12 protein-coding genes and 1 other RNA gene are annotated in these 13,290 nt (G+C 50.2%); 9 read left to right on the forward strand and 4 right to left on the reverse strand.

Annotated features, from left to right (window positions below; all coding sequences use genetic code 11):
• Positions 1-12 precede the first annotated feature (12 nt).
• The 4 genes from MTO69_RS02640 to MTO69_RS02655 are packed head-to-tail and all read right to left on the reverse strand — an operon-like array spanning position 13 to position 3,343.
• Positions 13-579, reverse strand: a complete 567-nt coding sequence (locus tag MTO69_RS02640; protein WP_248330880.1) for a BON domain-containing protein — start codon at positions 577-579, stop codon at positions 13-15.
• A 3-nt stretch (positions 580-582) separates the two neighbouring features.
• Positions 583-1,173 (reverse strand): phosphoheptose isomerase, encoded by a 591-nt coding sequence (locus tag MTO69_RS02645; protein WP_176288577.1) that lies wholly within the window; start codon positions 1,171-1,173, stop codon positions 583-585.
• 3 nt (positions 1,174-1,176) lie between these two features.
• Positions 1,177-1,542: a YraN family protein gene (locus MTO69_RS02650; protein WP_432715641.1), complete on the reverse strand. Its 366-nt coding sequence runs from the start codon at positions 1,540-1,542 to the stop codon at positions 1,177-1,179.
• Complete coding sequence (locus tag MTO69_RS02655) at positions 1,532-3,343, reverse strand: penicillin-binding protein activator (RefSeq protein WP_248330882.1); 1,812 nt, start codon at positions 3,341-3,343, stop codon at positions 1,532-1,534. The genes MTO69_RS02650 and MTO69_RS02655 overlap by 11 nt, the downstream gene beginning before the upstream one ends.
• Positions 3,344-3,406: 63 nt before the next feature.
• On the opposite strand from MTO69_RS02655, the gene rsmI reads away from it, so the two are divergent.
• The 9 genes from rsmI to murD all read left to right on the forward strand — a co-directional run bounded on the left by rsmI (position 3,407) and on the right by murD (position 13,287).
• Positions 3,407-4,267, forward strand: a complete 861-nt coding sequence (gene rsmI, locus MTO69_RS02660) for a 16S rRNA (cytidine(1402)-2'-O)-methyltransferase (RefSeq protein ID WP_248330884.1) — start codon at positions 3,407-3,409, stop codon at positions 4,265-4,267.
• Positions 4,268-4,405: 138 nt separating this feature from the next.
• An RNA gene (rnpB, locus tag MTO69_RS02665) (RNase P RNA component class A) lies at positions 4,406-4,835 on the forward strand.
• A 187-nt stretch (positions 4,836-5,022) separates the two neighbouring features.
• Positions 5,023-5,973, forward strand: a complete 951-nt coding sequence (rsmH, locus tag MTO69_RS02670) for a 16S rRNA (cytosine(1402)-N(4))-methyltransferase RsmH (protein WP_248330886.1) — start codon at positions 5,023-5,025, stop codon at positions 5,971-5,973.
• Positions 5,974-5,979: 6 nt separating this feature from the next.
• On the forward strand, positions 5,980-6,297 hold the full coding sequence (gene ftsL, locus MTO69_RS02675) for a cell division protein FtsL (RefSeq protein WP_248330888.1): 318 nt from the start codon (positions 5,980-5,982) through the stop codon (positions 6,295-6,297).
• The gene (locus MTO69_RS02680; RefSeq protein ID WP_248330890.1) at positions 6,294-8,018 is read left to right on the forward strand and encodes a penicillin-binding transpeptidase domain-containing protein; all 1,725 of its coding nucleotides are present in this window, start codon (positions 6,294-6,296) and stop codon (positions 8,016-8,018) included. Before ftsL ends, MTO69_RS02680 begins: the two co-directional genes overlap by 4 nt.
• An 11-nt stretch (positions 8,019-8,029) precedes the next feature.
• Positions 8,030-9,514 (forward strand): UDP-N-acetylmuramoyl-L-alanyl-D-glutamate--2,6-diaminopimelate ligase, encoded by a 1,485-nt coding sequence (gene murE / locus MTO69_RS02685; RefSeq protein ID WP_248330892.1) that lies wholly within the window; start codon positions 8,030-8,032, stop codon positions 9,512-9,514.
• Complete coding sequence (locus tag MTO69_RS02690; RefSeq protein WP_248330893.1) at positions 9,511-10,872, forward strand: UDP-N-acetylmuramoyl-tripeptide--D-alanyl-D-alanine ligase; 1,362 nt, start codon at positions 9,511-9,513, stop codon at positions 10,870-10,872. Before murE ends, MTO69_RS02690 begins: the two co-directional genes overlap by 4 nt.
• Positions 10,869-11,951: a phospho-N-acetylmuramoyl-pentapeptide-transferase gene (gene mraY, locus MTO69_RS02695; RefSeq protein WP_248330895.1), complete on the forward strand. Its 1,083-nt coding sequence runs from the start codon at positions 10,869-10,871 to the stop codon at positions 11,949-11,951. The genes MTO69_RS02690 and mraY overlap by 4 nt, the downstream gene beginning before the upstream one ends.
• 13 nt (positions 11,952-11,964) lie before the next feature.
• Complete coding sequence (gene murD, locus MTO69_RS02700) at positions 11,965-13,287, forward strand: UDP-N-acetylmuramoyl-L-alanine--D-glutamate ligase (protein WP_248330897.1); 1,323 nt, start codon at positions 11,965-11,967, stop codon at positions 13,285-13,287.
• Positions 13,288-13,290: the final 3 nt, after the last annotated feature.

A 13,290-nucleotide genomic window follows, 5' to 3' on the forward strand; every position in this document is an offset into this window, starting at 1 on the left:
TACCGTGCCTGGTTACTCTTGGTAAAACGCGCGAATCACTTGTTTCACACCTGAAATATTACGTGCGATATCAGTGGCCATATCGGCATGTTGCTCGGAGACATAACCGAGTAGAAACACTTCTTTGTCTTCAGTGATCACTTTGATCTTGACGCCACTTAGTTCTGATTCAGCCAACAGTGCTGATTTTACTTTGGTGGTGATCCAGCTATCGTGGCTGATCTCCCCCATTGAGAGTGGCGTTTTAACACGGAGTTGGTTGTGAATAGTCTTCGCCCCCTTTATTTCTCGGGCTTGACTCTCGAACTCGCGTTTTAGTTGTTCTGTGTTGGCTTGTCCCATCAATACCACAGTGCCATTGTATGAGCTGGCGGTTATACGTGCGTTGCCACGAAACGGCGCCTTGTTACCAATGCCAGCGACCTCGAACTCGATGTTGTTATCGTTCCATATCTCTTGGGTCGAACGTGGATCAATTACAATGCTAGCCGTAGTTGCGGCACCAGCAACGAATAATCCGGCACAACCGGTCAGGGTCAGTGTGACTAAAAAAGTGGTGATTAATTTAAACCGTTTCATTGCTTACTCTTCGTGCGCTGGAAATAATACTTGGTCGATAAGGTCGCATAAGCAGTGCAGCGTCACCATATGCACTTCGTGAATTCTGGCCGTTCTGTGAGAAGGGATACGGATTTCGACGTCGTGCTCACCCAGCAAGCCCGCCATCTCACCCCCATCTTTACCGGTTAAGGCGATAATGGTCATGTCGCGAGTCACCGCCGCTTCCATTGCTTTGATGATGTTCTTGCTGTTACCACTGGTCGATATTGCTAAAAGGATATCTCCTGCCTGACCAAAAGCTCGGACTTGCTTGGAAAAAATCTCTTGATAGTGGTAGTCATTGGCAACCGCCGTCAATGTGGTGTTGTCTGCGGTCAGCGCCATTCCAGGCAGGCTAGGGCGCTCAGTTTCAAAGCGGTTAAGAAGGCAAGAGACAAACTGTTGCGCGTTAGAAGAAGAGCCGCCATTGCCACAACAAAGAATCTTATTGCCATTGAGTAAACTGGCGACCATAGCTTGCGCGGCATGGGTGATCGCGTCTGGTAACGCTTCTGCTGCCGCGATCTGAATTTGAATGCTTTCTGTGAAACTATCTTTAATGCTGTCTAGCATCGATTATCCTTGAGTAATTGCGTTTTTTATCCACTCGACTTGGTCGCCGTGTTGGTGAATTGCCACTAAATCGAAGCGAAAATCTGATGAATAGACCGACAATCCCTGTTTGAGCAGCCACAGGTTAGCTGCTTTGATCAACTTATTGATTTTACTACGGGTAACGGTTTCGGCAGCGTGTCCGAAACTCTGGCTTCGTCGGTAGCGAACTTCGACGAACACAATCGTGTGCCCATCGCGCATGATCAGGTCTATCTCTCCACCTTTGACCGTGAAGTTTCGCTCAATTGGCGATAAGCCGCAACTGATAAGATACTTTTCTGCTGCGGCTTCATAGTGCTCTCCTTGAGCACGAGGGTTATTGGGCACTATGCTCAGCCCAACTGAGTTCTCGTTGCACGATACAGTTTTGATCAATACTCAGCACACCGGTGTTGCCGTCGACGGTATAACCATTGACGACTTTCATCTGTGGCAGGTGCTCCATCAAACGGTAAGCATCCATACCTAGAGCTTGTAGACGCTTTTCAGCGTTGGAGTCTTTCGGCCACAATGTGTCCATTTGTGCTTGTAGCGCGTCGTTCGGCTGGATCAGCAATGGAATATCGCTGTACATCACCCCAGAAAGATCCTCATACTGCTGACGACCGCTGTTACTGCGCGAGTTTGAGTACAGCTTAGGTGGCAAAGTATCAGGGTTGATGGCCACTTCAATAAATGGCTTGATCAGTGTTAGCTCTGAGCTTTTGGCCACGATATAAACCGCATCGATATCACGGCGGCTGCGCGGCTGGCTCTCGAGCGGGATATCAAGTAGCGCTTCCATTTGCGCGATGTTTTGTTGGCTACTCTGCAGGCCAAACACTTTATTGATGTCTCTTTGTAACTGACGCTTGTCACCAAATAAGTTGACGGCAACTTGGTTGTCGCTGTATTTCTGCCACTCTTGTTCAAACGCCTCGACCACGCGACTGCCGAGTCGGCCTTGTGGCGCCAAAATGAGTGGGTACTGATAACCTTGCTTGGCCAAATGCTTCGCCGCTTGTGCGACCTCTTGCTCCGGAGATAAAGCTAGATAGCAGGTGTTGTTTCCGGCCTGAATCTCTTCGGGAATATTCAGCGCTAGCGTTGGGAGAGATTGAGTAAAGCTGGCTTGGGCTGCTTGAAGTTTTTCAATGTTCTCTTTGAGCAGCGGCCCGACAATCGAGTCAATCTGCTTCTCGACGAGTGTCGCTTCAAGTTCTTCAATCGAAATGGTGTTGGTGTCGATCACCGTTAAGGTTGCTTCTGTATCTCTGGCTTGGTCATTCATCATTTCTAGAATGAAGCCATCACGGATCAACTGGGCTTGCTTGGCAAACTTGCCACTCAATGGTAGTAGCAGCGCGGTATTGACCGGCTTAGTGATCTCCAAAGCGAGAATGTCGAGTAGCGCTTGCGGAGTGTCGACGGCGGCTGGGTGAGTTGGGTTTTCCGCTAACCATTGCTCGATGGATGTTTTTAGCTGTGGAAGATTGTTCGCTAAGCCTTTGCTAAGCGCTGCAAGCTCGAGCCAAGCGTAAAAGCGACGATTGGTCTCTTGCGCTTGATATTGTTGTAAAGCGCTTGCTGAGTATGGGCTCAGGTTGCTCCAAATAACTTCAGAGGACAATGCTTGCGCTGCCTGATCTTGATAGCGACTGGCAAGTGAGGTTTCGCGCGCGGCATTTATTAGGTCGTTTTGCTGGTTAAATAAGTCGGCGCGCAGTTGATGGTAGCTTAACCATTGCGCATCGACCAGCTGCCAACTTGGCTGAAAGTTGAGGGTTTCTAATGCTTGTGTGTATTGCTCTTGCGCGACCAACAGCTCAGCTTGCGCCAGTTGCCATTCGGCCTGTTGCATCTCATTCAAGGATTGGCGCGCCAGGCGTTTGATGAGCAATTGCGCTTGAGTGGCATCACCCGCTTCAACAGATGCTTTGAGCGCCATGATCAGCCAGTCGTTTTGTAAGGCTCCTTGGCTGCTGTCAGCGCGCATCAAGTAAGTTTGCATCGGCTGGTTAGGATCTAAGGTGATATCGACACTTTGTGGCGCCTTAGGTGCAGAAGAACAGGCCGCCAGAGTGACAGCAAGTGCTACAGGAGTCAGTAAGCGTGTTACAATGCGACGCTTGTGGTTAGTGTTAGCCATGAGTTCTTTATCAAATCCGTATAAAATTGTGTCTATATTAATCGTTGAAGTGATGGTAAACAAATGACAGATAATAAAACCTTACCAAATGAGGTTCCGACTCTATATATCGTTCCGACTCCCATTGGTAACTTAGGCGATATCACTCAGCGAGCAATAGAGGTACTGAACAGCGTCGATCTTATCGCTGCAGAAGATACCCGTCACACCGGTAAATTGTTGTCACACTTCAATATCCAAACCAAAACTTTCGCTCTACATGATCATAATGAACAGCAGAAAGCGCAAGTGTTAGTCGATAAATTGTTGGCCGGGCACTCAATTGCACTGGTTTCTGATGCGGGCACCCCATTAATCAGCGATCCAGGATACCATCTTGTAACCCAATGTCGTCAGGCTGGGGTTAAAGTTGTCCCTTTACCTGGGGCTTGTGCGGTGATCACGGCCTTAAGTGCATCAGGTCTTCCGTCTGATCGATTCAGCTTTGAAGGTTTTTTACCGGCGAAGAGTAAGGGGCGTAAAGATAAGTTTCTGGAAATCGCTAAAGCAGAACGTACCTGTGTTTTCTATGAGTCGCCACACCGTATTCTTGATTCACTAGCCGATATGCTTGAAATTCTGGGCCCTGAACGTGAGGTGGTACTGGCACGTGAGCTGACCAAGACTTTCGAAACGATTCAAGGTATGCCGCTAGGCGAGCTGATTGAATGGGTGAAAGCGGACGAGAACCAACAGCGTGGTGAAATGGCGCTGTTGATTCACGGCTACCGTACAACGGCAGAAGACACCTTACCAGACGAAGCGACTCGCACTCTCGCTATCCTGACTAAAGAGTTACCGCTGAAGAAAGCGGCGGCGATGGCGGCGGAGATCTACAACCTGAAAAAGAACGCCCTCTATAAGTGGGGGTTAGAGAATCTTTAAGTTTCGAGTTTCGAGTATCTAATCACTCGTAGCTCGTAGCTATCTAGTCGTCTATTTTTTGATCGCTTAGCGTGCTCATTTCATCATATCTGTGATCTCGCTAGACACTGGCCCCTGAACTCTATACAATCCGCCCTCGGAGTCGACTGGGTAGTCGCTGCTTTGTTGATGTCCTTCGGGAGACTGACGTTGAGGTCCTTTGGGAAACTGACGTTGACGTCCTTCGGGAGACTGACAAAGGGGAGGAAAGTCCGGGCTTCATAGAGCAAGGTGCCAGGTAACGCCTGGGGGGCGCAAGCCCACGACAAGTGCAGCAGAGAGAAGACCGCCGATGGCCCGTAAGGGAACAGGTAAGGGTGAAAGGGTGCGGTAAGAGCGCACCGGACGACTAGTAATAGTTCGTAGCAGGGTAAACTCCACCTGAAGCAAGACCAAATAGGCCTCCACATTGCGTTGCTCGCGTAAGGAGGCGGGTAGGTTGCTCGAGCCAGTGAGTGATTGCTGGCCTAGACGAATGGCTACCGCCGCGCAAGCGGAACAGAACCCGGCTTATGTGTCGGCTCCACCTATTCGAGACCCATCGTAACGTTATCGGTTATGATGGGTTTTTTGCTTTTAATTGACCAAATTAATCTCCTTGAGATTAAACTTAGCGCAAAATCACGTGTTCTCACTCGCTAGTGGTGGCGATAAGCCGCTAAATCAGTACACTGGAGAATCTGAATTCGTTAATGCGACAGCCACATGAGATAACTATGACCGAAGCATTTAAACACATATCCGTACTTCTAAATGAATCCATCGATGGTTTAGCCATTAAGCCAGACGGTATCTATATTGACGGTACATTCGGTCGTGGCGGTCATAGCCGTACTATTTTGTCGAAACTCGGGGAGCACGGTCGCCTTTACAGTATCGATCGCGACCCTCAGGCCATCGCTGAAGCAGCAAAAATGGATGATCCTCGCTTTACCATCATCCACGGCCCTTTCTCCGGTATGGCAGAGTATGCCGCTGAGTACGAGCTTGTGGGCAAAGTGGATGGCGTTCTGCTTGATCTCGGTGTTTCGTCGCCGCAACTTGACGATGCCGAGCGTGGTTTCAGCTTTATGAAAGATGGTCCGCTTGATATGCGAATGGACCCGACCTCTGGGATTCCTGTTTCACAGTGGCTGATGGAAGCGGACTTAGACGATATTACCTGGGTGATTCGCGAGTTTGGTGAAGACAAACATGCGCGACGTATTGCCAAAGCCATCGTCGCCTACCGTGACAACGAAGAGAATGAACCACTGACGCGCACCAGCCAGTTAGCTAAGCTGATTTCTGATGCGGCGCCAAAAAGCTTCAAAGAGAAAAAACACCCGGCGACGCGCGCATTTCAAGCTTTTCGTATCTACATCAACAGTGAACTGGAAGAAATTGATACTGCACTAAAAGGTGCGGCAAGCATTTTGGCGCCTCAGGGACGTTTATCTGTGATTAGCTTCCATTCTCTGGAAGACCGTATGGTCAAACGCTTTATTCGCAAAGAGAGCAAAGGGCCAGAAGTACCGCATGGGATTCCAATGACCGAAGCACAAATTCGTGCACTCGGCAGCGCCAACTTAAAACCTGTGGGTAAAGCGATTAAACCCTCAAAGCAAGAAGTTGAGGAGAATGCTCGCTCACGCAGCTCAGTTCTGCGTATTGCTGAGAAGCTGTAAAGTACCATGAGCACCGCCAAGCCTAATCTTGCCAAACTGATCGCGCTGGACCTGCTGGGGGCTGGTCGCGTCCCGTTGATCATGCTGGTGCTGATTTTTGCCAGTGCGATGGGGGTGGTTTTTACCACTCACCATACCCGACAAGCGGTCACGGAAAAGGACCAAGCTTTGGTTGAGCGAGAGAGGCTAGACAACGAATGGCGAAATCTACTGCTCGAAGAGACCGCACTCGCTGAGCACAGTCGAGTTCAAGATATTGCTAAGGGCGAACTGGAAATGAAACGCCCTGATTCCGACAAAGAAGTCATTGTTAATCTGCCATGAGCAAGAAAGTCACCGCCGCTGAAGCGAAAACACACCCTGAGCGCCCTACGTTAATCCGTTGGCGTTTTTACTTATTGTTAGTCTTTGTGTTTGGTGCTTTTGCCGCACTGGCAGGGCGAATTGCTTACATCCAAATTATTGAGCCTGACAACCTGATCAAACAAGGTGATATGCGCTCGATCCGTGCCAAAACCTTACATTCTGCTCGAGGTATTATCTCTGACCGTAACGGCGAGCCGTTAGCGGTGAGCGTACCGGTCGAAGCGGTTTGGGCTGATCCGGCGACCATTTTCAAAAAGGGTGGGTTGCAAGAGATTAACCGTTGGTATGCGCTCGCCGATGTTCTTGGGCTCGAACGTCAAGAGCTTATCGATAAAATCAATCGCAATAAGAGTCGTCGTTTTATCTATTTGCAACGGCAGGTAAGCCCAGCGATGGCCAACTATATTCGCGAGTTAAAACTGTCCGGAGTCGGCCTCAAAGCGGAGTCAAAACGTTACTATCCTGCTGGTGAAGTGAGTGCTCATTTGGTCGGGGTGACCGGGATTGATGGTCATGGTCTGGAAGGCGTCGAGCGTAGCTATGACAAATGGCTGACGGGGGAAGCAGGCAAGCGCATCATTCGTAAAGACCGTTATGGGCGTGTGGTGGAAAACATTTCACTGGAAGAGCGTGAAGAGGGTAAACCGCTAGAATTGACCATAGACCAACGCGTTCAGGCGATTGCTTATCGTGCGATTAAGCAAGCGGTGGCGGACTATCGAGCTACATCAGGGTCGGCAGTCGTGCTCGACGTCAAAACCGGGGCAGTGCTCGCCATGGTGAATGCGCCCTCTTATAACCCGAATAATCGCTCCGATCTTCAATCTGCGAAAATGCGTAACCGGGTCATCACGGACGCGTTTGAGCCGGGCTCAACAGTGAAGCCTTTTGTGGTGCTGGCCGCGCTTGAAAATGGCGTCGCGGATGACAACACAGTGATAGACACGGGCAACGGTATTATGCAGATCGGTGGCAGCCGCGTGCGTGATACCTCGAAAGTCGGCAAGGCCGATTTAACCACCATATTGAAAAAATCCAGTAACATCGGTGTGGCTAAACTGGCCCTCGACATGCCGCTTGAGGCGCTGTTGGGTATGTACAGTTCGGTCGGCTTTGGTGAGCTTTCAGGGCTGAACTTAGTGGGGGAAACTCAAGGTATTTTTCCCAATCGGCGCCGTTGGTCGAAATTTGAAATCGCAACTCTTGCTTTCGGTTACGGCCTTACCATCACCCCACTGCAACTTGCTCATGCCTACGCAACCTTAGGCAACTTAGGTGAGTACCAACCGATACATATTATCGAAAACAATCAGCTTGACCTTTCAAAGCAGGTCATTGACCGCGACAACGCCCGTAAAGTATTGGCGATGCTCGAAACCGTGACTCAGCCAGGTGGTACCGCAACCAAAGCCGCCGTGCCGGGGTATCGAGTCGCTGCCAAAACCGGAACCTCACGCAAAGCGATTGCGGGGGGATATGGCGATGAGTATTTTGCTTATACGGCCGGCGTTGCTCCCGCCAGCAATCCTCGGGTGGCGCTGGTGGTGGTGGTCAATGAACCTCAAGGTGACAACTATTATGGCGGCTCTGTGGCTGGCCCTGTGTTTGCAGAAATCCTTAAAGGGACGTTGCAGATCCTCAATGTCGCGCCCGATGAAAACCGTTTTAAACAAGATTAAGTGAGTAAACCATGCCCAAGGAAATGACGTTATCGACCTTGCTCTCTCCATGGCTGGACCTAAGTGCAAATGACGTTGGCCAAATTGGCGTAAGCGAACTTGAGCTCGACAGTCGCAAAATAACCCATGGCAAGACCTTTGTCGCGATAAGAGGCCATGCACTTGATGGTCGCCGTTTCATTGCTTCTGCGGTTGAAAATGGCGCCAACGCCGTGATCGCAGAGGCCTGCGTTGAGCATGCACATGCGAGTGTTGAGTACCACGCGCAAGTTGCGGTGATCTACGTGGAACAGTTATCGGCGCATCTGTCTGAGTTAGCGGGTCGCTTGTATCCATTACAGAAGAATCGTTTGATTGGTGTCACCGGCACTAATGGCAAGACCACCATCTCGCAGTTGATTGCGCAGTGGCTTGAACTGATTGGTCACAAAGCGGCGGTGATGGGAACCACAGGCAATGGTTTCTTATCTGACTTACAACCAGCGGCCAATACCACTGGTAATGCCATCGAAGTTCAACACACTCTCTATGGCTTGCAGCAGCAAGGCGCTGAATACACGGCACTTGAGGTTTCATCACACGGGCTAGTTCAAGGGCGTGTTAAGGCGCTGCCTTTCTCCATCGGTGTATTTTCTAACCTAAGTCGTGATCACCTCGATTATCACGGCACCATGGAACAATACGCGGAAGCTAAGTTTATGCTGTTTGGCGATCACCATTGCCAGCATGCCGTGATCAATAGTGACGATCCGGTTGGTGCGAACTGGCTGGAACGTTTGGATAATGCGGTAGCAGTATCGTTGCAACCAAGCCAACATCCACGTGCGGTGTGGGCAAAGAGTGTTCGCTACTCTGAGTCTGGTATCTCATTGGAGTTTGATGGCCTTTTCGGTCAAGGCGAGATGACCGCACCGCTGATTGGTGAGTTTAACGCTAGTAATCTATTGTTGGCGATGACCACGCTGCTTGTGCTAGGGGTTAATAAACAGCGTTTATTGGAGACAGCTAGTGAGTTGAAGCCAGTGTTAGGACGAATGGAGCTGTTCTCCGCACCCGGCAAAGCTAAGGTCGTGGTCGATTATGCACACACACCGGATGCGCTCGAGAAGGCTTTAATGGCGCTGCGCGTTCACTGTCAGGGCAAGCTATGGGCGATATTTGGCTGTGGCGGTGATAGAGATAAGGGCAAGCGGCCGATAATGGCCAGGATTGCTGAGAAACTGGCCGATCATCAAATCCTAACTGATGATAATCCACGCAGTGAATCGCCAAAGGCCATCGTGGACGATATGTTAGCGGGTATGCACTCTCCACAAAGCGCGATCGTTGAACACCATCGATTGGCCGCTCTTGAGCATGCGCTTCATCATAGCTCAGAGCAAGACATCATTTTGCTCGCTGGCAAAGGCCATGAAGACTATCAAGTCATTGGCGATCAAACCATTTATTACTCTGACCGAGAGTCCGCAATGCAACTGTTGGAGCAAGCGTCATGATTTCATTAATGCTAAGTCAAATCGCCGATGCGCTTGACGCTGAATTGATTGGCGAAGATAGAGCGGTTGAGTCTGTCTCTACCGATACCCGTACGGTCGAGCCTGGTGCCCTGTTTGTTGCTTTAGTCGGAGAGCGCTTTGATGCCCATAATTTTACAGCGCAAGCGGTGGGAAGTGGCGCAGCTGCGTTGTTGGTCAGCCGAGTCGTTGAAGCGAACGTTCCTCAGCTATTGGTCCCAGACACTAAGATTGCGCTAGGTCAGCTAGGTTCATTGGTGCACCAAACCTGTCAAACCCCAACGGTCGGGATTACCGGCAGTGCAGGAAAAACGACCGTCAAAGAGATGGTCGCGAGCATATTGACGCAACAAGGCCGAGTACTGTTTACCGCGGGGAACTTCAACAATGACATTGGCGTCCCTTTAACACTTTTGCGCTCGACGCCAGAAGACGACTACGCCGTGATTGAAATGGGCGCAAACCATATTGGTGAAATTGCTTACACGACCAGTTTGGTTAAGCCCGATGTGGCCTTAGTTAATAATGTGGCCGCGGCACACCTTGAAGGTTTTGGCTCCATCGATGGGGTAAAACAAGCCAAAGGTGAAATATATCAAGGGCTACAACCTGGTGCGGTGGCGATCGTCAACTTAGACAGCAATGGCGGTGACTACTGGACAGAAGTATTGGCTGACAAGCAGGTTAAAACCTTTTCAGTCATCGACGACAGCGCCGACTACTTTGCCAAGCAGGTCAGTTTAAATGAGTTGGGTGAAGCGCAGTTTACCTTAGTGACCCCGGATACTGAGCTACCGATTAAGCTCGGTATCATCGGCCAGCATAATGTGGCGAATGCGCTCGCGGCTACTGCCTTGTCACTCGAAATGGGGGCAACGTTGACTATGGTGCAAACGGGCTTAGCGCTATTGAGTAAAGTCAAAGGTCGGGTAGAGATGATTGAACTTAACGACCAGATTAAGCTGATTGATGATAGCTATAATGCCAGTGTACCTGCTATGAAAGCAGCTGCTGATCTGTTGGCCAGCTTTGACGGTGTTCGTTGGTTAATTTTGGGTAATATGGCTGAGTTAGGCGATGAAAGTCTTGCACTTCACCGTCAAGTCGGAGAACATGCTGCCCCACTCAGATTTGAATACGTGCTGACCTATGGCGCTGATGCGAAAGCGATCAGCCAAGAGTGTGGGGGGCTTCATTTTGAAAGTCACCAAAGCATGATTGATTATATTAAACAGCAGATCACTCAGCATACTGATCAACCACAGACGCTGCTCGTCAAAGGGGCGAACAGTGCGGGAATGAGCCAAGTTGCGACTGCTGTCAAGGAGATGTATCCATGATTATTTGGCTCGCAGAGCTGCTACAGCCATATTTTTCATTCTTCCGCTTGTTCGAATACTTGTCGTTCCGTGCCATTGTTAGCGTGTTGACCGCGCTCGGCATCTCGCTGTGGATGGGGCCAATCATGATTCGCCGTCTGCAGTTGCTGCAAATAGGCCAAGTGGTGCGTAACGAAGGCCCAGAGTCTCACTTTAGCAAACGTGGTACTCCGACCATGGGCGGGATAATGATCTTAACCGCGATCATCACCACTGTGTTGCTTTGGACCGACTTGACCAACCCTTATGTGTGGGCAGTGCTGGCGGTATTGACTGGCTATGGGGCGGTGGGCTTTGTTGATGATTATCGCAAAGTGGTACGCAAAAATACCGATGGCCTGATCGCTCGCTGGAAATACTTTTGGCAGTCGGCGATTGCGTTGGTGGTCGCATTTGCGCTGTATGCGCATGGCAAAGATACCGCTGCTACTCAGCTGGTAGTGCCATTCTTTAAAGAGATCATGCCACAGCTCGGCTTGTTGTACATAGTATTGACCTACTTTGTGATTGTCGGTACCAGCAACGCCGTTAACCTCACCGATGGTCTGGATGGGCTAGCGATTATGCCGACTGTTTTGGTTTCGGCAGGCTTTGCAGCCATTGCTTGGGCAACAGGTAACGTCAACTTCGCGAATTATCTGCATATCCCTTACATCCCTCAAGCCTCTGAACTGGTAGTCGTGTGTACGGCTATTGTCGGTGCCGGACTAGGCTTCTTATGGTTCAACACCTACCCAGCGCAAGTGTTTATGGGTGATGTAGGCTCTCTCGCTTTAGGTGGGGCGCTGGGCACCATTGCCGTTTTGGTCCGTCAGGAGTTTGTTCTGGTGATCATGGGCGGTGTCTTTGTGATGGAAACTCTGTCGGTTATCCTCCAAGTCGGCTCGTACAAATTACGTGGTCAACGTATTTTCCGTATGGCACCTATTCATCATCACTACGAACTGAAAGGTTGGCCTGAGCCACGCGTTATTGTCCGTTTTTGGATTATTTCGATTGTGCTGGTTCTTGTCGGTCTCGCAACACTAAAAGTACGTTAAGGAACTTGTCTATATGGCCACTGCACGCTGGCAAGGAATAGATAAAGTGGTAGTTGTAGGGCTCGGTATGACCGGGCTCTCTGTCGTTAAGCACATCGCTCAATTGCCTCATCCTATTCAGATTAAAGTTATCGACACTCGCGCTGAGCCGCCTGGACGCGATCAATTACCGGATGGGGTTGAACTGCACAGTGGTAGCTGGCGAATAGATTGGTTGCTTGAGGCAGACCTGGTTGTGACCAACCCAGGTATTGCGTTAGCAACAGAGCAAATTCAGCAGGTATTACAGGCTGGTATCCCAGTCGTGGGTGATATCGAGCTTTTTGCCTGGCTGGTCGACAAACCAGTGATCGCCATTACCGGCTCAAATGGAAAAAGCACAGTTACCGATTGGACGGGTCAGGTAGCGAAAGCGGCGGGTATCAAGGTGGCCGTAGGCGGAAATATTGGCGTTCCTGCGCTCGATTTATTGATGCAAGAGGCCGATCTCTATGTGTTAGAGCTGTCGAGCTTTCAACTGGAGACAACCTCAACCTTGGCACCCGTGGCGGCGGCGTTTTTGAATCTTTCTGAAGATCACATGGATCGCTACCAAGGGATGGAGGATTATCGTCAAGCCAAGCTGCGCATTTTCGATCATGCAAAGTCATGCATCGTGAATGCAGACGACAAGCAGACCTACCCCAGTGGTGATAAAAACCTGGTTGAGTTTAGCTTAACCGAGCCAACGCAATACCATCTGGCCGTCCACTCCGGAGTGGAATATTTGTGCAAAGGGCAACAGCCGATTTGCGCAACGCAAGCGCTGTCTCTGGTGGGACGACATAATGTCGCCAATGCTTTAGTGGTGTTGGCACTGCTGAGTGAGGCGGGTGTTGATATCGAGAAGGGATTATCGGCATTAAAATCTTACAACGGACTGACACATCGATGTCAAGTTGTTGCGCATAATCAAGGCGTTAAGTGGGTTAACGACTCAAAGGCGACCAATGTAGCCAGTACCATGGCAGCGCTCGCTGGGCTGGAGCTTGCCGGTAAGCTCTATTTGCTAGTTGGCGGAGTGGGCAAAGGGGCTGATTTCAGTCAATTAGGTCCTGTGCTCGCCCCTCTTGATGTTCAGCTGTGCTGTTTTGGTCAGGATGGGGATCAGTTCATGTCGCTGCATCCCAGTGCGAAACGCTTTGACACAATGCACGAAATCATCCAGTGGCTGGCTCCACAAGTGCATTCGGGTGATATGGTGTTGTTGTCGCCTGCGTGCGCGAGTTTCGATCAATTTGATCACTTTATGGCACGCGGTGATGCCTTTACCGAGCTTGCCCAAGCTTACGCCTGAAAG

The organism is Vibrio sinaloensis, from assembly GCF_023195835.1.
GTDB classification, from domain to species: Bacteria; Pseudomonadota; Gammaproteobacteria; order Enterobacterales; family Vibrionaceae; genus Vibrio; species Vibrio sinaloensis_C.